Here is a 21900-nt window from a genome sequence, read left to right as displayed (position 1 = left end):
TACTCACCGAGGGGCGCGAGGGCCCGCGCACCCAGCCACAACCCCGCCCTCACCCCCCGGGCAAGCCCCACCCAAGCCCACCCCAGGGGCGCGGGGAACCGCGCGACCAGCCCCCACGCACCCGCACCCTCAAGCCCCCACCAGCCGACCCACCCCCGCAGCCTCCCGAAGCGGCTCCGCCAGATCGGCCAGGGCGTGCTCAAGCCCATGCATATGGACCAGCGCCGGCTCCACCGGAGCCTCACCGGGCCGGTGCAACGGCTCGGAGCCCCCGTCCGTGAGCGCCTCCACAGCCGCCTCCACGCGCCAGCAGGCCGCCGCCAGCCGAGCGTCATGGGACGCCTCGGGGTCGGCGGCGACCGCCACCAACCCCCGGACCTCCCGCGCGCACTGGTCCAGAAGCGCCAGCACCCGCAGAGCCCGCCCCTTACGCCCCACCAGCGGATTCAGCGGATGCACCAAGGGCGCCACGGACATCCGCACCCGCCCGAGCAAGTGCTCCAGCTCCGCCACCCGCGGAGCGGGGTCGGCCGTGGCGGAACCCGCGAGCCGCGCCGCCGCCTCAGCCGTACACGCGTGCACACACCGCAAGGCCCGCTGGATCCACGCGTCGGTGGTGGCATGCGTGGTCACCGGCAGGACCACCAGCACGGCCAGCATCGCCCCCACCGCCCCGACAGCCGTCTCGGCCGCCCGCAGCGCCAGCAGCGAAGGCGTGAGCACCCCGAGCAGCCCGTACAGAACCTCGGCCAGCAACGTCACCCACAGCATCATCCAGGTGTAGGAGACGGCGGCCGAGTAGAAGATCCCGAACACCGCGACCGCGACCAGCACCACGGACGGCACGACAGCCCCGTCCACCGGCAGCGCCACCAGCAGTCCCAGGCCGATCCCGAGCACGGTCCCGAGCACACGCCGGAACCCCCGTACCAGCGTCTCCCCGCGCGAGGCGGTGTTGACGAAGACCCACCAGGTCGCCCCGACGGCCCAGTACCAGCGCTGCCCGGACAGCACCTGTCCGAGGACCAGCGCGAACCCGGCGCCCGCGACCGCCTGCGCGGCCTGCCGGGTGGTCACGCGGGCCAGCCCCGTACCCCCCGGCGGGGCCGGCGCCACGGGCACCGGGAGCCCTCGCTCGTAGCACCAGAGGCCGAAGCGCACCGCGGCGGCGCTGAGCACGGACAACAGGACGGCGGCGTACAGCTCGGGCAGTTGCACCGGGGTGACGTGCAGGAACTGCCCGACGAAGAACATCATGAAGGCGAACACCCCGAGGCTGTGCCCCCGCGGCCCCCACCGACGCGCGTACACCCCCGCGCCGACGACCGCGAGGAACGCCAGGTCACGCGCGACCGGATACGCGTGCAGCTCGGCGGCGACCGCCAGTACCAGCACGCCCACCCCGGGCAGCAGCGCCGTGGTGACGGCCTGCCCGCGCACGGTGGCGTCGGCGACCGTGAACAGGGCGAGCAGCGCGGCGAGCCCGCCCGCGACCACGCCGGTCAGCGACTGCCCCCCGAGCCCGCACACCACCACGGCCAGCCCGATGCCGAGCACGGCCCGCGCGGCGAAGCGCAGCCGCACCCGCCCCGGGTCCGGCGCCATGAACACCTTCTTCAGCACTGCTCGTCCGCCCCCTAGTGGCCGTTCGCACGAAAAAGGCGCCGCGGGAATCCGCAGCGCCATCGACACCTCTATGACAGCACCTCAAGTCCGTTTGGCTCAACTGCCTCCCTTTTGGCTGAGCCATTGGCCTAGGAAAGATGCGCCCCTTCAGCCGCCCCGCGAGCCAACGGCCCAGGTCGCAGAGCATCCCGGAACCGGGGGACACTGAGCCATTGGTACAGTCACGCTGATCGACGAACCCGAGGAGGCCGAACCACGATGGCCGTGGACGAGCTGGACACCCGCATCCTGCGCCTGCTGCTGGAGCAGCCGCGCACCAGCGTGCGCGAGTACGCCCGCCTCCTCGGCATCGCGCGGGGCACCCTCCAGGCCCGGCTGGACCGGATGGAGCGGGACGGTGTGATCACCGGCACGGGCCCCTCCCTCTCCCCCGCCGCCCTCGGCCACCCCGTGCTGGCGTTCGTGCACATCGAGGTCACACAGGGCCACATGGACGATGTCGGGGAGGCGCTGGCGGCCGTTCCGGAGATCGTCGAGGCGTTCTCCACCACCGGCGGCGGGGACCTGCTGGCGCGGGTGGTGGGCCGGGACAACGCCCATCTGGAGGACGTGATCCAGAAGCTGATCAGCGTGCCCGGCGTGGTGCGCACCCGTACGGAGGTGGCCCTGCGGGAGCGGGTGCCGTACCGGCTGCTCCCCCTGGTGGAGTCGGTGGGCCGGTCGGCGGCGAAGCCCTGACCGCCCGCGCGGGCCCGTTTCCCGTGGTGCGGCGGTGACGGTCACTGCATAGCGTGACCCCATGACTACAGTCCAGGCCCGCCCTGCCGACGCCGGTGACCGACGGCGCTGGCAGGCGCTCGCGGTCTGTCTCGTGGCGGGCTTCATGACGCTGCTCGACAGCTCGATCGTGAACGTCGCGCTGCCCTCGGTGGAACGCGGCCTCGGCGCCGACGCGGCCGACGTGTCCTGGGTGGTGTCGGGCTACGCGCTCACCTTCGGCCTCGCCCTCGTCCCGGCGGGCCGGCTCGGCGACGTGCGCGGGCGCCGGGCGGCGTTCCTGTTCGGGCTCGCGCTGTTCACGGTCACCTCGGTGGCGTGCGGGCTGGCGCCGAGTTCGGGCTGGCTGGTGGTCTTCCGACTGCTGCAGGGCGCGGCCTCGGGCATCGTCGCGCCGCAGACGACGGGCCTGATCCAGCAGATGTTCCAGGGCGCCGACCGGGCCCGCGCGTTCGGCATGCTGGGCAGCGTGGTCGGGATCTCCACGGCGGTGGGACCGCCGGCGGGCGGCCTGCTGATCCAGGCCTTCGGCGTCGACGACGGCTGGCGCTGGGTGTTCTATGTGAACCTGCCCATCGGCGTGGCCGCGTTCTGCGCGGCGCTGCGGCTGCTGCCGCGCACCCCGGTGGCGGAGAAGCGGCGGGAGGGCGCGGACCTCACGGGTGTCCTGCTGCTCGGCGCGGGTGTGCTGGCGCTGATGCTGCCGCTGGTGCAGGAGCAGCAGTGGACGGGCCGGACGAAGTGGGCGCTGATGCCGGTGGCGGCGCTGCTGCTGGCCGCGTTCTGGCGGTGGGAGCGGCGGCAGGGCCGGCGCGGAAACGATCCGCTGATCGACCTGGAGCTGTTCTCCCTGCGCTCCTTCACCCTGGGCGTGCTGCTGAACCTGGTGTACTTCGGCGGCTTCACCACGGTGTTCTTCGTCTACACCCTCTACTTGCAGAACGGCCTCGGCTACGGCGCGCTCGCGGCGGGCCTGGCCTCGCTGCCGTTCGCCATCGGTTCGGCGGCCGGGGCGGCGCTGGGCGGCCGGCTGGTGGTGCGGCACGGCCGCAAGCTGGTGGTCGTCGGGCTGGCCGGGGTGGCGGTGGGCCTGCTCGCCGTGGTCGGCGCCGTACAACTCGTCCCGGGGCCCGGCGCGGCCTGGGCGGCTGCGCTGCCGCTGCTGCTCGCGGGGGTGGGCTCCGGGGTGACGATCTCCCCCAACACCACACTGACCCTCACCCGCGTCCCCGTCCGGCGGGCCGGGGCGGCGGGCGGCATCCTGGTGACGGCCCAGCGCATCGGCTCGGCGGCCGGGATCGCGGCCGTGGGCGCGGTGTACTTCGCCCACCTGGCCAACCACGGCACCTCCACGCGCGCGCTGCAGCTGGGGCTGCTCACGGCGGTCGGGATCATCCTGGTCGCGCTGGTGCTGGCCATCGCCGACCTGCGGGAACGGCAGACGCACCCGGAGCCGCCGATGGGCGACGGCCCGGCGCCGGAGCCCGCCGGGCGCACGCCGTCGAGGGCGTGAGCCCTCAGGACTTGCGGCGCGGCTTCCCCGGACGCCCACCGGAGCGCCCGCGCGCGGGCCGCCCGGTGGGCTTGCCGCTCTTCTGCTGGGAGGCCCCCCGGGCGGGCTTCTTCTTCTCCTGCTTGGGCTCCGGGGGCGTGCCGCGGCCCCGGGTGCTGTTGACGGTGCGGCCCCGGACGATGCCGATGAAGTCCTCCACCAGGTCGGTGGTGGCCTCCTCGGGCCAGGCGAGGCCGATCCGGGACTGCGGGGCGTCGACGACCGTGCGGTAGGTGAGGTCCTTGCGGTGGTAGAGGCGCGCGAGGGACTGCGGGACGATCAGCAGGCCGACGTCGGCGGCGACCAGTTCCAGGGCGTCCGGGGTGGTGGCGGGCCGCTCGAAGCCGGGCTCACCGGGCGGGGCGTCCCAGTCGAAGACGTCGTCCAGCGGGTGGAAGAGCACCTCGTCGGCGAGGTCGGCGAGCGTGACCTCCTCGGCCGCGGTGATCACGTGGTCCTTGGGGACGACGACCACCGTGTCCTCGGTGTACAGGGGGATCGCGCTGAAGAAGTCGCGGTCGACGGGCAGCCGTACGAAGCCCGCGTCCGCCTCTCCCGCGCGCAGCAGGGCGTCCGCCTCGGCGGCGGGGACCTGGGTGAGGACGAGGGGGGTGCCGGGCAGGCGTTCGTTCCAGATCCGCACCCATTTGGCGGGCGTCACTCCGGGGACGTACGCGAGCCGGAACGACGGTGATTCTTCCGAGCCTGTCACGAGGCCAGGCTACCGGCCGTGGTCGGCTGCCACGCACACGGCCGATACCCTTGACCTCATGAGTTCGCAGCAGAGCCCCCAGACGATGAAGCCCGCCACGGCGGCGAAGAAGCTGGGTGTGTACCTCCCCGCCACCCCCGCCGCCTTCCAGGAGGGTGTGGTCTCGCGCGCCGAGCTGAACGAGCTCCAGACGAACCCGCCCGAGTGGCTGCGCGAGCTGCGTCAGAACGGCCCCCACCCCCGCCCGGTGGTCGCGGCCCGCCTCGGCATCTCCATCGCGGGCCTCGCTCGCGGCGGTGTCACCGAGCCCCTGACCACCGCGCAGATCGAGGACCTCCGCGAGGAGAGCCCCGAGTGGCTGGAGAAGGAGCGCGCCACCCAGGCCGAGGTCCGCAAGGAGACCGCGCGCGTCAAGAAGCTGCACGAGGAGAAGGAAGCCAAGGAGAGCTGACGCTCCCGCGCTGACGACGCGGCCGCGCCCCGGGTGCGGCCGCGTTCTTAATTGCGTCGACAATCCCCCGCCGCCCCCGGCAGAGTGGCCGCCCGTGACGAGCAGCGAGCTGTGGGACCGTGCCAGTGCCGAGCGCTACGACGCCGAGGAGACGGAGATGTCCTCGGCGGGGGTGCTCGGTCCGACCCTCGACTTCCTCGCCGGGCTCGCCGGTGAGGGGCCCGCGCTGGAGTTCGCCGTCGGCACCGGGCGGGTGGCGGTGCCGTTGCGGGAGCGCGGGGTGCCGGTGTCGGGGATCGAGCTCTCCGCCCACATGGCGGCGGTGCTCCGCCGGAAGGCGGACGAGGAGACGCTGCCGGTCGCGCTCGGGGACATGGCCACGACGGTGGTACCGGGCGAGTTCAGCCTGGTCTACCTCGTCTACAACACGATCTCCAACCTGCTCACGCAGGACGAGCAGGTGGCGTGCTTCCGCAACGCCGCCCGGCATCTGGCGCCCGGTGGCCGCTTCGTCATCGAGCTGGGGGTGCCTCCGCTGCGGCTGCTGCCGCCCACACAGGTGGCGGTGCCGTTCGATGTGTCGGCGCGCCATGTCGGTTTCGACACCTTCGACCTGGTGGAACAGGTCCTCGTCTCGCACCACCTCACCCAGGACAGCGAGGACGGCCGGTACCGCCGTTCCGCCTCCCGCCACCGCTACGCCTGGCCGGCGGAGCTGGACCTGATGGCCCGTATCGCCGGGCTGGACCTGGAGCGGCGGGTGGCGGACTGGACCGGGACCCCGTTCACGGACACCTCGGCCAAGCACATCTCGGTCTGGCGGAAGCCGCTCTGACCGGTCACCGGTACTTCCCCACCATGGTCGACACCTGATAGACGCAGGAGGCATGACACGACTCTCCCGCGCCGCACGCGGTGTCGTCACCGCCGTAGCCGCCCTGCTGACCGTCACCGCCGCCTCCGCCACGGCCCGCGCCACGCCGGAGCCGAAGGCTCCGAAGGACTTCGTGGCGCTGAGCACGGTGGACCGGACGATCATCCAGGAGATGCGCTACTTCACCCCGCACAACTTCGTCGGCGAGCGCATAGACGGTTACCGCCGGCCGATCTGCGTGCTCACCCGCCCCGCCGCCGAGGCACTGCACCAGGCGCAGCGCCAACTCCTGCGCCACGGTTACAGCTTGAAGGTGTACGACTGTTACCGGCCGCAGCGTGCCGTCGACCACTTCGTGCGCTGGGCCGAGGACCTGGACGACGAGGCCATGAAGGCCGAGTTCTATCCGAAGGTCGACAAGACCCGGCTCTTCGCCGACGGCTACATCGCGGAGAAGTCGGGCCACAGCCGGGGCTCGACCATGGACCTGACGATCGTCCGGCTCCCGGCGCGGCCGACCCGCCCCTACACCCCCGGCCAGCCCCTCGTCCCCTGCTACGCGCCCAAGCAGCAGCGCTTCCCCGACAACTCCCTGGACATGGGTACCGGCTTCGACTGCTTCGACCCACTCGCCCACACCCTGGACCCGCGTATCCAGGGCCGGCAGCGGGCGAACCGGATGCTGTTGAAGAACACCCTGGAGAAGCTCGGCTTCGTGAACCTCGCCGAGGAGTGGTGGCACTACACGTACAAGCCGGAGCCGTACCCGGACACGTACTTCGACTTCCCGGTGGCCTGGACGTCGCTGTCGGGCAAGCGCTGATTCACTCGCGATCGCCCGGAACGGACCGGCCGAGCCCCAAAGGGCGGCCCGTTTCGCGGCGGCGGACAATGGGCTCCACGGGGAGACTCCAGCGAAGGGGAAGCGTGACCGAGACCAGCAGCACCCCATCCACCGCCGGTGACGCGCGAGAGGCGCCGCGCGGCCGACTGCAACGCCTGATGCGCTACCTCCCCCTGGTCGCCCCCGTCCTGCTGTGGGCCGTGCCGTGCGGAGTGCTCCTGTACACCGGCCAGCACTGGCCGCTCCCCGTGACCCTCACCGGTACCGCGCTGTTCGTCCTCGGCCTGACCGGCATGCCCCTGGCGATGGCGCGCGGCCATGGCCGGCGCCAGCAGGACTGGGCGGCGATCGTCGGGGACACCCTGCTGGGCGGCGCGTGGGTGCTCTTCACCTGGTCCGTTCTGCTCGGCGTCCTGCTGCGGCTCGCCCTGGCCGTGGCCGGGGTGGGCGAGGGACAGGACCGGGCGCGCATCGTCACCTGGGCCGTCCTCGGGGTGACCGCGGTGCTGCTCGCCTGGGGGTACGCCGAGGCCCGGCGGGTGCCGCGGGTGCGCCGAGTGGACGTGGAACTCCCGCGCCTGGGAGCCGGGTTGGACGGCACCCGAGTGGTCCTGATCACCGACACCCACTACGGTCCGCTCGACCGGGCCCGCTGGTCGGAACGGGTCTGCGAGCGGGTGAACACCCTGGGGGCCGACCTGGTCTGCCACACCGGCGACATCGCGGACGGCACGGCAGAACGCCGCCGCGCGCAGGCGGCTCCGCTGGGCACCGTCGAGGCGACGCGGGCCCGCGTCTACGTCACCGGCAACCACGAGTACTACAGCGAGGCCCAGGGCTGGGTCGAGCTGATGGACGAACTGGGCTGGGAGCCCCTGCGCAACCGCCATGTGCTGCTGGAACGCGGAGGCGACACCCTCGTGGTGGCGGGCGTGGACGACGTCACCGCGGAGTCCTCGGGCCTTGCGGGCCACCGCGCGGACCTCGCCGAAGCCCTGGAAGGCGCCGACCCCGACCTCCCCGTCCTGCTCCTCGCCCACCAGCCCAAGTTCATCGACCGCGCGGCCGCCCACGGCGTCGACCTCCAGCTCTCCGGCCACACCCACGGCGGCCAGATCTGGCCCTTCCACCACCTGGTCCGCCTCGACCAGCCGGCCCTGGCCGGCCTCACCCACCACGGTGTCCGCACCCGCCTCTACACGAGCCGCGGCACGGGCTTCTGGGGCCCGCCGTTCCGCGTCTTCGCCCCGAGCGAGATCACGCTGCTCGTCCTCCGCCGGGCGTCGTAGGGCGGTGCGGATCAGCCCGTCTTCGGCGGCTTCCGCGTGTCGAAGGCGAAGAGCGTGTTGTCCGCCGCGGCCACGATCACCGCACGTCCCGCGACGGTCACGCGCGGGCTCGCCCCCTGCTCGCCGGTCAGCCCGTCGGCCTGCGGCCCGGTCGTCCACAGGGGGGTGCCGTCGTGCGGTGACAGGGCGACGACCCGGCCGGTGGCCGAGCTGAAGTACAGTGCTCCGCCTCCCGCCGCAGGTCCGGACGCGCCCTCCACGGCGGTCTGGCGTGACCACCTGCTCCGGCCGGTCGCGGGGTCGATCGCCGTGACCCGACCGGTCTGCCCGCTCACATAGACGGTGCCGTCCACCATGCCCGGTGTCCCCGCGTACGTCCTGGTCAGCCGGGAGTGGGTGACCTTCCGCGCTGCCGGGTCGACCCGCACCACCCCGTCGTACCCGTCCGACGCGACTCCCTCCAGGTGCTCCCGGAGAAGGACGAGTGTCCCGCCCGCGACGCCCATCGGCACGGCGGGGCCGTCGATCGCGAGGGGCGCGCCCAGTCTCCCCGTCGCCCGGTCGACCTCGTACAGGGTGGGGTGGAGCACCGCCACGGCGTCCACCTCCTCGTCGGTCGCGCACATCGCGAAGAGGTGCCGACCGACGGGGACGGGAGCGCACTGCGCGCCCGCGGGGAAGGGCGCCGTCCACCGGACCACGCCGCTGTGCGCGTCCCGGTCCTCCAGGCGGGAGTTGGAGCCGTCGACCGTCACCACGTCGGAGCCGACCACGACGGCGTCCCGGGTCCGGCCCGTGACGGCCTGCGACTGCGCGCCGGACGGCGCGGACCACAGCTCGCGGCCCGTCCCGGCGTCGACCGCCACCACCTCGGTGAGCGGCGACCTCGGGTCGTCCTGGGCGGCGATGCGGTAGCCGAGCACCGTGTCGTCGGTCGCGCCCACCAGGTGCACGCCCTGGGCGGGGACGCCCGGACTCTTCACGGTCCACACCCGCGAGCCGTCCTGGGCCCGCAGACGGGCCGCGACGACGCCGCCGCCCCCGCAGTACACCGCGTCCCCGCGCGCGACGCAGCGCAGTTCGTCCGGGATGTCCTCGCGACCGCCCGGCACGGCCTTGCGCCAGGGCCTGAAGCCGTCCGGGAGGGCCGCAACCGACGCCGCGACGCTCCCGCCCTGGCCGTCGGCGCTCCCGGACCGGACCGCGTCCAGCACGGCCACGGCCCCGCCGATGGCCGCCACCGCGACGGCGACCGCGAGGACGGTGCGCCACCGGTGACGCGGGCGGCGGCCACCGAGGCCGTCCCCCGTGCCGGGACCGGCCGGTCCGGGGGTCGGGGCGGCAGGGGCAGGCGTCGGGGAGAGATGCTGGGTGACCATGTCACCGGGCCGGACCGCGCCGGCTCCGTCCGCCTCGGCGCCGCCGAGGTCGACCGGCAGGTTCCGCAGCAGCACGAGGAGTTCGTCCGAGGAGGGGCGCTCCCCCGGCTCCTTGCGCAGGCACGGCTCGACGACCGCGCGCAGCGCTTCCGGCACGGCGCCGAGCGACGGCTCCTCGTGCACCACCTGATACGCCATCAGGTAGGGGCTGTCGGCTTCGAAGGGCCCGCGGCCCGTCGCCGCGTACACCAGCAGGGTGCCCAGCGAGAAGACGTCCGACCGCGGTCCCACCTCGCGCGGCGACCGCAACTGCTCCGGCGACATGAAGGGCGGCGTACCGATGATCCGCCCCGTCATCGTGAGGGTCTCCTGGTCCGCGGCACGCGAGATGCCGAAGTCGATGACGCGCGGACCTTCGGGCGAGAGGACGACGTTCGAGGGCTTCAGGTCGCGGTGGACGACACCGGCGCGGTGGATGTCGCGCAGCGCCTCCGCCAGCCCGATGGCGAGATTCCGCAGCTTCGCCCCGCTCAACGGGCCCTCTGCGGCACACTGCTGAGCGAGGGTGCGCCCTTCGATGTAGGCCGTCGCCATCCACGGCTGCTCCGCCCCGGGATCGGCGTCGACCACGGCGGCGGTGAAGGCGCCGCTCACCCTCCGCGCCGCCGCCACCTCCTGTCGGAAACGGATGCGGAACTCGTCGTCCTCCGCGAAGTGCCGGTGGATCAACTTGACGGCGACAGGCCGACCCGAAGCGGTATGGGCCAGGAAGACCGTGCCCATCCCTCCCGAGCCGAGCCGCGCCCGCAGGGGATAACCGCCGATCTCGGCCGGATCACTCTCGCGCAGCGACACCGCTTCCGACTTCCCGCTCTCCACGCACACCTCTGCCACCACGGACCGGCCCACCTGACCCCCACAAGCTAACCGCACGGTGGTCGGGCCATGCGACACGGGTGACCGACAGGGAGCCGGATGCCTTCGGTGAGCCACCGCCGGAACGGGCCCGGCCGTTCGCGGCGGCAGGCACGACACACAGCCCGCCGGCCGATCGGTCCGCGCGGATGGCCCGCGCCTCGGGTCCCGGTCAGCCCGGTTCGGTCAGGGCCGCGTGCGCGGCGGCGAGGATCTCCTCGGAGAGAGGGAAGCCCTTGGTGGCCCGGGAGAGGACCAACGCGCCGAACAGCGTGCACAGCCGGAGGATGCCGTCCTGGTCGGGACCGGCCAGGAAATCGGCGAACTCCGCCACCCCCTCCGTGTAGACACGACGCGCTTCGCGCCCACCGCCGTCGCGGGCGATGTCGGTGGCGAGCGCAGCGACCGGGCAGCCGTCCGCAGGGTCGTCGCGGTGCTCGACGGAGAGGTAGTTGTCGATCAGCGACTGCTGGGCGGCTCGCCGCCCGTCGCCGTCCTCCAGCCCGGCACCGTGGCGCCGAGCGAGCTCGGCGAAGGCGTAGGCGGTCACCTCGTCGACGAGTGCCTCCTTGGAGGCGAACTGCTTGTAGAAGGCGCCGTGCGTCAGACCGGCCGCCGCCATCACGTCGGCGACGCTGACCTGCGTGCCCCGCTCCCGGAACAGCCGGGAAGCGGTCTCCACCACCCGCCTGCGATTCTCCTCCGCCTGCGCCTGCGATACCCGACCCATGAACACCTCCCGCTTGGATGTCGACTGGCATCTATCATAGGCGCGTGTTTAGATTTCATCCATAATCTAATTTCCGGAGAGGGTGCCGCCGGTGTCCTCCGTATCCAGGAGCGAGCATGGAACTGAACAACGCGGTCGCGGTCGTCACCGGCGCCAACCGGGGCCTGGGGCGGCACCTGGCCGCCCAGCTCGTCGAGCGCGGCGCGAAGGTGTACGCCGCGGCCCGGCGCCCCGAGACGGTCGACGTGCCGGGTGCCGTCCCGCTGCGGCTGGACGTCACGGACGAGGCGTCGATCCAGGAGGCCGCGCGCGTGGCGTCCGACGCGACCCTGCTGATCAACAACGCGGGCATCTCCACCGGAGCCTCGCTGATCGACGGCGAGACGGCCGAGGTCCGCCGGGAGATGGAGACCAACTACTTCGGCCTGCTCGCCGCGACCCGGGCCTTCGTCCCCGTCATCGAGGGCAACGGCGGCGGCGCCGTGCTCAACGTCCTGTCCGTCCTGTCCTGGCTCCACCCGGCAGGGCTCGGCTCGTACGCCGCCTCCAAGGCCGCCTCCTGGGCGCTGACCGATGCCGTCCGCGAGGAGTTGGCGCCGCGGGGCATCGCGGTCTCGGCGCTGCACGTCGGCTACATGGACACGGACATGGCCTCCGCCGTGCCCGCCGATCAGAAGGTCGCCGCCGCCGACGTCGCGGCCCAGGCCCTGCACGGCATCGAGACCGGCCTGCCCGAGATCCTCGCGGACGACACCAGCCGGTACGTCAAGCAGAGCCTGTCCGCGGCACCTCGGCCGGACGCGGAGTGAGCCCTGCGCGGACTCGACGACCTGGTGGACGCCTCCGCGAGTGGCAGCAGGTCACCTCGCGGCGGGCGTCGCGACCGAGGAGCGCGTCGGGTCCGCCGACGGCCGCCCCGTGCGCGAACGTGGGGTGAGGGTCGACGGCCGGCGCTCCGTCGGGGTGGCCGAGGGTACGGCCGAGGGCGAGGCGGTGACTGCCGGCGGACGGGCCGGCCCGGTCGGCGTACCGGCCGGCCTGCTCGGCGTACCGGTCGGGGAGCGGGCGTCGGGGCGTGGAAGGACCGGAGCCGGCCCGGTAGGGGTCGGCGGGGCCGTGGGAGTGCTCGCGGGGGGCGGAGCGAGGGGGACCGTCCGGGATACGGGCTCCTGGAGTGCGCCGCGCAGGAAGGGTACGGCGAGGAGAGCGGCGGCCGCGCAGGTCGCACCCGCCACGACAGCGGTGCGCAGGACACGGCGGCGGGCCGCGCCACGGCGGATCTCCTCGTACCGGCCCGGTGGAGGTGGGAGGTGTCCGGAGGGGGGCCGCATGATGACGGCGAGGGGGTCGTCCGGTTCGAAGTCCGGACCGTCGTCACTGTATGTGATCAAGGCTTCTCCTCAAGTGGGCGCGGAGCAGTTCGCGGGCCGCGTGCAGGTCGGCCTTGACGGTTCCTTCCTTGCGCCCGGTCAGCGCGGCCACCTCCCGGATCGGCAGGTCAGCGTAGTAGTGCAGGAGGGTCGGTATGCGCAGTCGTTCGGGGAGCGCCTGGACGAGCAGGCGGACCGACGGATCGTTCTGCTCGGCGGGCGGGAGGACGGACGCCTCCACCGTGGCGCGGCGCATGGCCCTGCGTTCGCGCTCCAGACGGCGCCAGTGGTCGCGGACGATGTTGGCGGCCGTGACATAGAGGAAGCCCCGGGGCTCCGACACTGACGTCCAGCGGGCCCAGAGGCGGGTGAACGCCTCCGAGGCGATCTCGTGGGCGGTCTCGTCGTCGTCAACCAGACGGCGGCACCAGCCGGCCAGGCGCGGATAGAGAACGGCGAACAGCTCTGCTGCCGCCTTCTCACGGGACCGTTTCAACACTCTCCATGGGGGTGGGGGTACTTCCGGCGCCCAGCTGCGCGAGGCTGCCCGTGGGGAAGACCCCGGACCGAGGCCGCACGCTCCACGGCGTACGTTCCGTCGGCCCGGGATCAAGGCGGCCACCGGTCAGCGGCGCGTGGTGTGCGACGCGGCGAAGACGATCACGTTGTCGCGGTAGCCGTCGCCGGTACGGGGGCCGCCGCAGGTGATGAGCCGCAGCTCCGGCCGGCCGACATCGCCGTACACCGCCTCCGTGGGAAACGCGCTCTTGGCGACGGTCCGTAGGGAGGTGACGGTGAACTCGGCCGAGGTGCCGTTCTCCAGGCGCACGGCGATCTCGTCGCCCCGGCGCAGCCGGTCGAGCCGACGGAAGACACCGTCCCCGTAGGCGCCGACCGTGACATGACCGAGGATCACCGACGGGCCCGTCTGCCCGGGCGCGGGGGAACTCTGGTACCAGCCCGCCTGGTCGTGCGCGGTGATCGGGGGCACCTGGACGCTGCCGTCCCGTGCCAGGCCGAGCCGCATGACCGGGGTGTCGACACCGATGCCGGGGATGCGCAGGCGCACCGGGACCGAACCGCTCGGCGCGGCCGACGCGTTCGACGGCCCGGCAAAGGACCGGGGCGTCACGCGCGGGCCGGCGGGGCGAGCGTCAGCCGTCCCGTCACCGCCGTGCCCGGCGCAGCTCACGAGCAGCGTGGCCGCCGCCGCGGTGACGAACCCACGCCTGGAGAGATGGGTCATGCCCCGGTCGCCCGACGGCGTCGCACGAGGAAGACCACCGCGCCGCCCACCGCGAGCGCACCGGCGGAACCGCCGCCGATCAGCGTGCTGTCGGAGCCGGAGCTCGCGGGGCCGGTGACAACTCCGGTGTCGGGCGCGCCACTCGGCACGACGCCGACCTGGCCGCGTCGTTCACCCGGCGCGACGGACGGCACGGGGGTGGCCGCCCGGCCCGGCGTCCGGGTGGGGACCGCACTCGGCTCCGCACCGGCCGGTGCGCTCGGCCGAGCCGACGGTGCGGAGGCGGTGGGGCGGGGGGTGGCGGAGTCGGTGGGGCGGGGCGTAGCGGACGAGGTCGCCCCGTCGGCGAACGCGGGCACCGTGCTCGCCAGCACGGCGACGCACGCGGCTGCCGTGGCACTGAGGACTGTTCGGCGCATGTATCGCTCTCTTTCGTCGGCCGGTCCGGCGGGTGGCCGGCACGGCTGCGTGAGGAATCGAGCGGAGAGACGAGACAGGCTCAGCAGGGGTTGTAAAGGATCGGCAAAGTCGCGTCAGCCAGTGATCCGGGCCGGCGATCCCGTGCACCATGTCCGGTGCAACTCGCGGGTGAGGCGCACGCGTTCCGTCAGTGCGCGGCCGGGGTGCATCACCCGCCGAGGAAGCTCAGCCGCACCTGACGGTGGGGGTTGTCCTTGTTCGTGTCCACCAGGCACACCGACTGCCACGTGCCCAGCTCCAGACTGCCGCCGATCACGGGGAGCGTGGCGTGGGGCGGGACGATCGCCGGGAGTACGTGGTCGCGGCCGTGGCCGGGACTGCCGTGGCGGTGCTGCCAGCGGTCGTCGGCCGGGAGCAGGGTGTGCAGGGCGGTGAGCAGGTCGTCGTCGCTGCCGGCGCCGGTCTCGATGACCGCGACGCCGCAGGTCGCATGGGGGACGAAGATGTTGAGCAGGCCGTCGCGGCCCGCTGCGACCTCGCCCAGGAAGTGCTCGCATTCCTGAGTGAGGTCCACGACCCGCTCACGGGACCCGGTGGCGACATCGAGCACGCGCGTGGTGAAGGCATCCGACATACCTCCATCCTCACCCACCGTTCACGTTTCACGCCTTCCGCCACGGCTGTTCCCCGAGACGGACAGTCCACTGGCCGAGACAGCCATTGACCGGCGAACACCCGCCTGGCTACGTTCACCGGCATGTCGCGTTCAGCCCTGCTCACCACGCGCGGTCACATCGACCTGCTGCGGGTGGCTTCCGCCGCGTGTCGCCCCGGCCGCTGACGCCTTTCTCCCGTTCCACCTCCGCCCTTCTCCCGGGCAGCCTCGCGTCCCCCGCCCGCCGCACATGACCCTCCGCTGAGCCGAGGGCGCCGTGGCGGCGACGGGCGCACCCTCGTTTCCGCTCTCCACCGTGTGGAGCACCCATGAGCATCAGCCATGCCCCACCGCAGCCGTCCGACGCGGCGGGCACAGCCAGGCCGCCCGCCTCCCCCGCCCTGCAACGCCTCGTCCCCGCCTCCTCCCGGCGCGCCCGGCTCCCCCGCTGGCTGCGCCGCGCCACCGGCCCGCTCGCCCTCCTAGTCCTGTGGCAAGTACTCAGCGCCACCGGCGTGTTGGCACCCGATGTACTCGCCTCACCCGGACGGATGGCCCAGGTCGCCGGTGACCTCATAGCCGATGGTTCGCTGCCCTCCGCGATGGGCATCTCCCTGCGCCGCGTCGCCGCCGGACTGGTGCTCGGTACCGCCGTCGGAACCGGACTCGCCCTGATATCAGGGCTGTTCCGCATCGGCGAGGACGTGGTCGACGCGCCGGTGCAGATGCTGCGCACCGTGCCGTTCGTGGGACTGATCCCGCTGTTCATCATCTGGTTCGGCATCGGCGAGACCCCCAAGATCGCCATCATCACGCTGGGCGTGACCTTCCCGCTCTACCTGAACGTCTACGCGGGCATTCGCGGTGTCGACTCCCAGCTCATCGAGGCAGGCGAGTCGTTGGGGCTCTCCCGCTGGGGCCTCGTCCGTCATGTGGTGCTGCCGGGTGCCCTGCCCGGCGCGCTCACCGGTCTGCGCTACTCCCTCGGCGTCGCCTGGCTCGCGCTGGTCTTCGCCGAGCAGGTGAACGCCGACTCCGGCATCGGCTTCCTGATGGTCCAGGCCCGCGACTTCCTGCGGACCGACGTGATCGTGGTCTGCCTGATCGTCTACGCCTTCCTCGGCCTCCTCGCCGACTTCATCGTCCGCTCCCTCGAAAGGCTGTTGCTGCGATGGCGACCGACGTTCACGGGCCGCTGAGCCCCGCGACCACCCCGGTCGCCCAGGCCGTCCATGTCGAGGGGCTGACCCGCGCCTTCGACGGTCGCGCCGTCATCGACGACCTCCACCTGGACCTCGCACCCGGCGAGTTCGTCGCCCTGCTCGGCCGCAGCGGTTGCGGCAAGTCCACGCTGCTCCGGGTGCTCGCCGGGCTCGACCGGGAGATCGACGGCACGGTACTGGTCCCCAGCCGCCGTGCGGTCGCCTTCCAGGCACCGCGCCTCATGCCGTGGAAGCGGGTGTGGCGCAACGTCCTGCTGGGCCTGCCGGGCAAGCCCGAACGTGCCCTGGCCGAGCAGGCGTTGGAGGAGGTCGGGCTCGGTCACCGGGTGACCGCCTGGCCCAAGACCCTCTCCGGCGGCGAGGCCCAGCGCGTCTCCCTCGCGCGTGCCCTGGTCCGCGAGCCCGATCTCCTGCTGCTGGACGAGCCGTTCGGTGCGCTGGACGCGCTGACCCGCATCAACGCCCAGCGGCTGGTGGGCGAGTTGTGGCAGCGCCGGGGCTGCGCGGTCCTGCTCGTCACACACGACGTGGAGGAGGCCGTACTGCTCGCCGACCGCGTCCTGGTGATGGACGGTGGCCGCATCGCGCACGAGCAGCGCATCGCACTGGACCGGCCCCGCGAACTCACCGACCCCCGCTTCGCCGCGATCCGCGCCGATCTGCTGGCCCGCCTCGGCGTCACACCGGCAGCCCGAGCTGCCTGATCCTCGGCACGCTTCCTCTCCCCCGACCCTCGCGTCATGACCTCCGCACCATGAACGGACCCTTCATGCGACGACTCCTGGTCCCCGCGGCACTGCTCCTCCCGCTGGCCCTCCTGCTCACCTCCTGCGGTGGGGACTCCGCCGCCGACACGGGCGCGCGGACCGACGGCTCCGGCTCCGTGACCCTCTCCGTCGGCGACCAGAAGGGCGGCTCCGAGGCCATCCTGCGGGCCGCCGGGGAGCTGAAGAACCTCGACTACCGGATCAAGTGGTCGACCTTCACCTCCGGGCCGCCCCTGCTGGAGGCGGTCAACGCCGGGGCCGTGGACGTCGGCGGCGTCGGGAACACCCCGCCCGTCTTCGCGGCGGGCGCCGGCTCCAGGATCTCGGTGGTGGCCGCCTGGCACGGTACGTCCCGGGGCGACGCCGTCCTCGTCCGCGACGACTCCAAGCTGACCAGCCCGAAGCAGCTCAAGGGCAAGTCCGTGGCCGTCGCCCAGGGCTCCTCCGCCCACTACCAACTGCTCGCCTCCCTCGAAGCCGCCGGGCTTCGCCTGAAGGACATCAAGGTCAAGTACCTCCAGCCGGCCGACGCGCTGGCCGCGTTCGACTCCGGCAAGGTCGACGCCTGGGCGGTCTGGGACCCGTACACCTCGCAGGTGCTCCAGGGCAAGCGGGGCCGGGTGCTCACGACCGGTGACGGTGTCACCAACGGTCTCTCCTTCCAGGTCGCCTCACCCTCCGCGCTGCGGGACTCCAAGAAGGCCGCCGCCGTCAAGGACTACCTGGCGCGGCTGCGGCGCGCGCAGGACTGGGTGCACGGCCATCAGGCGGAGTGGGCCAAGGTGTGGGCGAAGGACACCGGTCTGCCGTACGACGTGGCGCTCGCCTCCGTACGCCGTACCAACGCCACCCGTGTCGCCGTCGCCGTGGACAAGCCTCTGATCACCTCCGAGCAGCGGATCGCCGACGCGTTCACCGAGCTGGACCTCATCCCGAAGAAGGTCGACTTCGGCGACTTCGTCGACCCGCGCTTCAACGGCGACCTGCCGCCGTCCACCACTCCGGCCAAGAACTGACACGGGAGGCCCCCTCATGACCGTACGACTCCACTGGTTCCTGCCGACCGGCGGCGACGGCCGCACCCTCGTCGACCGGCACGCCTACGGCTCCAACATCGGCCGGGAGACCCGCGGCCTGCGTACCCCCGACATCGAGTACCTGGCACAGATAGCCAAGGCGGCCGAGCAACTGGGCTTCGAGGCGGTGCTCACCCCGACCGGTACCTGGTGCGAGGACGCCTGGCTGACCACGGTGGCCCTGGCCCAGCACACCGAACGCCTGAAGTTCCTGGTCGCCTTCCGGCCCGGCCTGCTCTCCCCCACCCTGGCCGCCCAGATGGCCGCGACCTACCAGCGCCTCACCCGGGGAAGGCTCCTGCTCAACGTCGTCACCGGCGGCGACTCCGCCGAACAGCGCCGCTTCGGCGACCACCTCGACCACGACCGGCGCTACGAACGCACCGACGAGTTCCTGTCCGTCGTACGCGGCGTCTGGCAGGGCGAGCCCTACGACTTCCACGGCGTCCACTACGACGTGAACGGCGGCCTCACCTCCCTCCCGCCGGACCCGGTGCCGGAGATCTTCTTCGGCGGCTCCTCCCAGGCCGCCGGCCCGGTGGCCGCCCGCCACGCGGACGTGTACCTGACCTGGGGCGAACCGCCGGCCCAGGTGAAGGAGAAGATCGACTGGATTCGGTCGCTGGCCGAGCGGGAGGGGCGCACGGTCCGGTTCGGCATCCGGCTCCACACCATCTCCCGCGACTCCTCCGCCGAAGCCTGGTCGACGGCGAACCGGCTCCTCGACGACCTCGACTCCGACACCATCGCCGCCGCCCAGGCGGCCCTGGGACGCAGCGAGTCGGTCGGCCAGCGGCGAATGCTGGAACTGCACGGCGGTTCCCGCGACCAGTTGGAGATCTACCCCAACCTCTGGGCGGGCGTCGGACTGGTCCGGGGTGGCGCGGGCACCGCCCTGGTCGGCAGCCACGCGGAGGTCGCCGACCGGATCGAGGAGTACCACGCCCTCGGTGTCGAGCACTTCGTGCTCTCTGGATATCCGCACCTGGAGGAGGCGTACTGGTTCGGCGAGGGTGTGATCCCCGAACTGGCCGCCCGCGGGCTGCTGTCCCCCGACACCGCGTCCCGGGCCACCGGGCGCCCGGCCCCGCTGCTGGTCGCCCGCGGCCGCTGAGCCCTCCGGGCCGCGCTCACCCCTGACCGCCCCGGCCGCTCACCGGGGCGGCCGGGTGACCGGATCGTGGCTCCCGGACGGTGTGCCCGAGCGGGTCGCGGCCTTGTGCTGGGCGTTGAAGTCGGCCACGTTCCGCAGGTGCTGGGTGTAGTCGGCGGTGAAGCGTGTGTCGCCGGGCTTGACGGTGACGAAGTACAGCCAGTCCCCCTTCGGCGGGTTGGTCACCGCCCGCATCGCGTCCTCGCCGGGGTTGTCGATCGGCGTCGGCGGCAGCCCCATGCGCTGGTAGGAGTTGTACGGGCTCTCGATCCGGGTGTCGTCGATGCTGGTGTGAATGGTGTTGCGCTTCAGGGCGTAGTTGAGGGTCGAGTCCATCTGGAGCGGCATCCCGCGCTCCAGCCGGTTGAAGACGACGCGGGCCACCTTCCCCATGTCGCTCTGGGTGGCCGCCTCGGCCTGCACGATGCTCGCGACGGTGACCGCCTCGTAGACGTTCATCGCGTTCCGCTGCGCTCCGGCCGCGACCGGTGCGCCGTTGAACCTTCGGTTGGCCGTCTCGACCATCTGTCGGAGCAGCGATTCGGCGGTGGTGTCGTCGGTGAGGGTGTAGGTCGCCGGGAAGAGGTAGCCCTCCGGGTTGCCGTCGGCGGCGGACTCCAGCTTGAGCCCCGCCTTGGCGACGGTCTTGCGGGCGCTGCCGGGCGGCAAGGCGAGCGCCTTGTCGATCGCGTCGTAGATCTGGCTCGCGCGCCAGCCCTCCGGGATGACCAGGGTGGTGGGCTCGTCGTCCCCGAATCCGCCCAGGCTCAGCGGCACCACCACGGCGGTGCCGGCCAGAACGGCGCCGACCCCGACGAGGGCGAGCCTGCCCCGGCGCGTCAGCCGCATCATGCTCCGTGACCGAGTCTTCGTCTGCATGCGGGCACGGTAATACGCATATGACCGTAAACCCGACATATCTTCAGCTTGTCGACTCCTGATCGCCCGTCATGACGGCACGTCAGTTGCTCGGTTCGAGTTGAGCGTCCCGGCGCACCAGCGCCGCGTACCGTCCGTCGCGCTCCAGCAGTTCGTCGTGCGTGCCCAGTTCGGCGACCCGGCCGGAGTCGAGGACGGCTATCTGGTCGGCGTCCCGGACGGTCGAGAGCCGGTGGGCGATGGTGATCGTGGTCCGGTCGGCCGACAGGGCGTCGATCGCGCCCTGGACCGCCGCCTCCGTGCGGGTGTCGAGGGCGCTGGTCGCCTCGTCGAGGATGAGGACGGGCGGGTCGCGCAGGATGGTGCGGGCGATGGCCAGACGCTGCTTCTCCCCACCGGAGAACCGGTGTCCCCGTTCGCCGACGATCGTGTCGTATCCGTCCGGCAGGGCGGTGATGTGGTCGTGGATCTGGGCTGCGCGGGCGGCCGTGTGCAGTTCGTCGTCGGTGGCGTCGGGCTTGGCGAAGCGGAGGTTGTCGGCGACGGAGGCATGGAAGAGGTAGGTCTCCTGCGCGACGACGCCGACCGCGCGGGCGAGGGTGTCGAAGTCGAGGTCGCGGACGTCCACCCCGTCCACGGTGACGCGGCCGCCGGTGACGTCGTACAGCCGGGGCACCAGGCAGCCGAACGTCGACTTGCCGGCACCGGTCGGCCCCACCACGGCGAGACTCCCCCCGGCGGGCACGATGAGGTCGATGCCGTCGAGGACAGGGCCGCTCTTGTCGTCGTACCGGAACTCGACCCCCTCGAAGCGGACCTCGCCCTTGACCTCGTCGAGATGGACGGGGTCCTCGCGCTCGGTGATGTCTATCGGCAAATCGAGGTACTCGAAGATGCGCTGGAAGAGCGCGAGGGACGTCTGGACCTGGACACCGGTGGACAGCAGGCTCACAGCGGGGCGGAACAAGCCCTGCTGCAGCGAGACGAAGGCGACCAGCGTGCCCAGCGAGACCTCGGGACCGCCGAACTGGAGAGCCAGACCCGCGGCCCAGTAGATGAACGCGGGCATCGCCGCCATGACGATGGTGATCACAGCCATACGCCAGCGGCCGGCCATGCTCGCCCTGACCTCCAGGTCGACCAGACGCTCGGACTCCTCGGCGAAGCCGGCGGTCAGCGAGTCGGAGCGGCCCATGGTGCGGCCGAGCAGGATGCCGCTGACCGAGAGCGACTCGGTGACGGTGGCGGCCATGACGGCCATCTGTTTCTGCCGTCGGGTGGTGATCTTCTTACGCTCGTCCCCGACCCGGCGGCTGATCCACACGAACACCGGGAGGAGGACCAGCGAGACGAGTGTGAGCCGCCAGTCGAGGGCGACCATCGCCACGATCGTGGCGACCACACTGGTGGTGTTGGAGACGAGAGAGGTGGCGGTGGAGGTGACGGTCGCCTGCATCCCGCCGATGTCGTTGGCGATGCGGGACTGCACCTCACCCGTACGGGTGCGGGTGAAGAAGGCGAGGGACATCCGCTGGAGGCGGCCGTAGACGGCGGTGCGCAGGTCGTGCATGACGCGCTGGCCGACAGTGGTCGAGATCAGCGTCTGGAGGACGCCGAAGACGCTGGAGAGGACCGCGCTCAGGATCATGCCGAGCGCGAGCAGGCTCAGCAGCCCGGTACGGCCCTGCGGGATCGCGACGTCGAGGATCTCGCGCAGGAGGAAGGGTGTGGCCACCGAGACCAGCGACGAGGCACCGACCAGCAGGCCGACGACGGCGAGCCGGCCACGGTAGGGACGGAAGAGTCTGAGGATGCGGCGCACCTGCCGGGGTTGCTCCCCGGTGTCGGGTGGCGGCGTCCAGGGCGTTTCTCGTTCGGGGTTCAAAGGACTCCTAGGAAAGCGAGAAGGGCCGGACCGACGGACGGCCGACTCTGACTCATTGAGCATAGCTCACTGTTACC

The 21900-nt window shown here is 72.4% G+C and carries 21 protein-coding genes; 11 read left to right on the top strand and 10 right to left on the bottom strand.

All coding sequences use genetic code 11. The features are described 5' to 3' along the window. Positions 1-129: 129 nt before the first annotated feature. Positions 130-1623 carry an FUSC family protein gene (locus EV284_RS18540; protein ID WP_130335510.1) on the bottom strand — a complete coding sequence of 498 codons (1494 nt, stop codon included), beginning with the start codon at positions 1621-1623 and terminating at the stop codon, positions 130-132. Positions 1624-1884: 261 nt separating this feature from the next. Between EV284_RS18540 and EV284_RS18535 the strand changes: the two genes are divergently transcribed. Continuing rightward, complete coding sequence (locus EV284_RS18535) at positions 1885-2364, top strand: Lrp/AsnC family transcriptional regulator (RefSeq protein ID WP_030803612.1); 480 nt, start codon at positions 1885-1887, stop codon at positions 2362-2364. 61 nt (positions 2365-2425) lie between these two features. Further along, positions 2426-3916, top strand: a complete 1491-nt coding sequence (locus tag EV284_RS18530; RefSeq protein WP_130335508.1) for an MFS transporter — start codon at positions 2426-2428, stop codon at positions 3914-3916. A gap of 4 nt (positions 3917-3920) precedes the next feature. On the opposite strand, the gene EV284_RS18525 is transcribed toward EV284_RS18530, so the two are convergent. Then, positions 3921-4667, bottom strand: a complete 747-nt coding sequence (locus EV284_RS18525) for a LysR family substrate-binding domain-containing protein (RefSeq protein WP_165425575.1) — start codon at positions 4665-4667, stop codon at positions 3921-3923. Between the two features lie 58 nt (positions 4668-4725). Between EV284_RS18525 and EV284_RS18520 the strand changes: the two genes are divergently transcribed. The 4 genes from EV284_RS18520 to EV284_RS18505 all read left to right on the top strand — a co-directional run bounded on the left by EV284_RS18520 (position 4726) and on the right by EV284_RS18505 (position 8125). Beyond that, positions 4726-5118, top strand: a complete 393-nt coding sequence (locus EV284_RS18520; protein WP_130335506.1) for a DUF5997 family protein — start codon at positions 4726-4728, stop codon at positions 5116-5118. A 94-nt stretch (positions 5119-5212) separates the two neighbouring features. Next, the gene (locus EV284_RS18515) at positions 5213-5953 is read left to right on the top strand and encodes a class I SAM-dependent methyltransferase (protein ID WP_130335504.1); all 741 of its coding nucleotides are present in this window, start codon (positions 5213-5215) and stop codon (positions 5951-5953) included. A 52-nt stretch (positions 5954-6005) separates the two neighbouring features. Further along, a complete protein-coding gene (locus tag EV284_RS18510) occupies positions 6006-6815 on the top strand; it encodes a M15 family metallopeptidase (RefSeq protein ID WP_130335502.1) in 810 nt (269 codons plus the stop codon). Between the two features lie 104 nt (positions 6816-6919). Next, positions 6920-8125: a metallophosphoesterase gene (locus EV284_RS18505; protein ID WP_130335500.1), complete on the top strand. Its 1206-nt coding sequence runs from the start codon at positions 6920-6922 to the stop codon at positions 8123-8125. Between the two features lie 11 nt (positions 8126-8136). Here EV284_RS18505 and EV284_RS18500 read toward each other — a convergent pair whose 3' ends face one another. Beyond that, on the bottom strand, positions 8137-10359 hold the full coding sequence (locus tag EV284_RS18500; protein ID WP_130336420.1) for a serine/threonine-protein kinase: 2223 nt from the start codon (positions 10357-10359) through the stop codon (positions 8137-8139). Positions 10360-10591: 232 nt separating this feature from the next. Beyond that, positions 10592-11149: a TetR family transcriptional regulator gene (locus EV284_RS18495; RefSeq protein WP_130335498.1), complete on the bottom strand. Its 558-nt coding sequence runs from the start codon at positions 11147-11149 to the stop codon at positions 10592-10594. Between the two features lie 116 nt (positions 11150-11265). Here EV284_RS18495 and EV284_RS18490 point away from each other — a divergent pair, with 116 nt between their 5' ends. Next, positions 11266-11958: an SDR family oxidoreductase gene (locus EV284_RS18490; RefSeq protein ID WP_130335496.1), complete on the top strand. Its 693-nt coding sequence runs from the start codon at positions 11266-11268 to the stop codon at positions 11956-11958. Between the two features lie 565 nt (positions 11959-12523). On the opposite strand, the gene EV284_RS18480 is transcribed toward EV284_RS18490, so the two are convergent. The 4 genes from EV284_RS18480 to EV284_RS18465 form a co-directional block, all read right to left on the bottom strand. Beyond that, entirely contained in the window at positions 12524-13015 is a 492-nt protein-coding gene (locus EV284_RS18480) for an RNA polymerase sigma factor (RefSeq protein ID WP_130335494.1), read from the bottom strand. A 129-nt stretch (positions 13016-13144) separates the two neighbouring features. After that, positions 13145-13765: a class F sortase gene (locus EV284_RS18475; protein WP_130335492.1), complete on the bottom strand. Its 621-nt coding sequence runs from the start codon at positions 13763-13765 to the stop codon at positions 13145-13147. After that, positions 13762-14184, bottom strand: coding sequence for a Tat pathway signal sequence domain protein (locus EV284_RS18470; RefSeq protein WP_130335490.1), 423 nt, complete (start codon positions 14182-14184; stop codon positions 13762-13764). Before EV284_RS18470 ends, EV284_RS18475 begins: the two co-directional genes overlap by 4 nt. Before the next feature lie 209 nt (positions 14185-14393). Beyond that, positions 14394-14819 carry a YjbQ family protein gene (locus EV284_RS18465; protein WP_130335489.1) on the bottom strand — a complete coding sequence of 142 codons (426 nt, stop codon included), beginning with the start codon at positions 14817-14819 and terminating at the stop codon, positions 14394-14396. A 350-nt stretch (positions 14820-15169) separates the two neighbouring features. Between EV284_RS18465 and EV284_RS18460 the strand changes: the two genes are divergently transcribed. From EV284_RS18460 to EV284_RS18445, 4 genes are all read left to right on the top strand, one after another. Continuing rightward, a complete protein-coding gene (locus EV284_RS18460) occupies positions 15170-16039 on the top strand; it encodes an ABC transporter permease (protein WP_130335487.1) in 870 nt (289 codons plus the stop codon). Continuing rightward, positions 16012-16767: an ABC transporter ATP-binding protein gene (locus EV284_RS18455; protein WP_130335485.1), complete on the top strand. Its 756-nt coding sequence runs from the start codon at positions 16012-16014 to the stop codon at positions 16765-16767. The genes EV284_RS18460 and EV284_RS18455 overlap by 28 nt, the downstream gene beginning before the upstream one ends. A gap of 65 nt (positions 16768-16832) precedes the next feature. Continuing rightward, positions 16833-17846 (top strand): ABC transporter substrate-binding protein, encoded by a 1014-nt coding sequence (locus tag EV284_RS18450; RefSeq protein WP_130335483.1) that lies wholly within the window; start codon positions 16833-16835, stop codon positions 17844-17846. 16 nt (positions 17847-17862) lie between these two features. Further along, positions 17863-19020, top strand: a complete 1158-nt coding sequence (locus EV284_RS18445; RefSeq protein WP_130335481.1) for an LLM class flavin-dependent oxidoreductase — start codon at positions 17863-17865, stop codon at positions 19018-19020. Positions 19021-19059: 39 nt separating this feature from the next. Here EV284_RS18445 and mltG read toward each other — a convergent pair whose 3' ends face one another. Both mltG and EV284_RS18435 read right to left on the bottom strand, forming a co-directional pair. After that, on the bottom strand, positions 19060-19938 hold the full coding sequence (gene mltG, locus EV284_RS18440; protein ID WP_130335479.1) for an endolytic transglycosylase MltG: 879 nt from the start codon (positions 19936-19938) through the stop codon (positions 19060-19062). 82 nt (positions 19939-20020) lie between these two features. After that, a complete protein-coding gene (locus EV284_RS18435; protein WP_130335477.1) occupies positions 20021-21823 on the bottom strand; it encodes an ABC transporter ATP-binding protein in 1803 nt (600 codons plus the stop codon). Between the last annotated feature and the right edge of the window lie 77 nt (positions 21824-21900).

Source organism: Streptomyces sp. BK022 (genome assembly GCF_004217355.1).
Lineage (GTDB): Bacteria > Actinomycetota > Actinomycetes > Streptomycetales > Streptomycetaceae > Streptomyces > Streptomyces griseoluteus.
The sequence above is the reverse complement of the archived record's forward strand: the minus strand, read 5'-3'. Positions and strand labels throughout refer to the sequence as shown.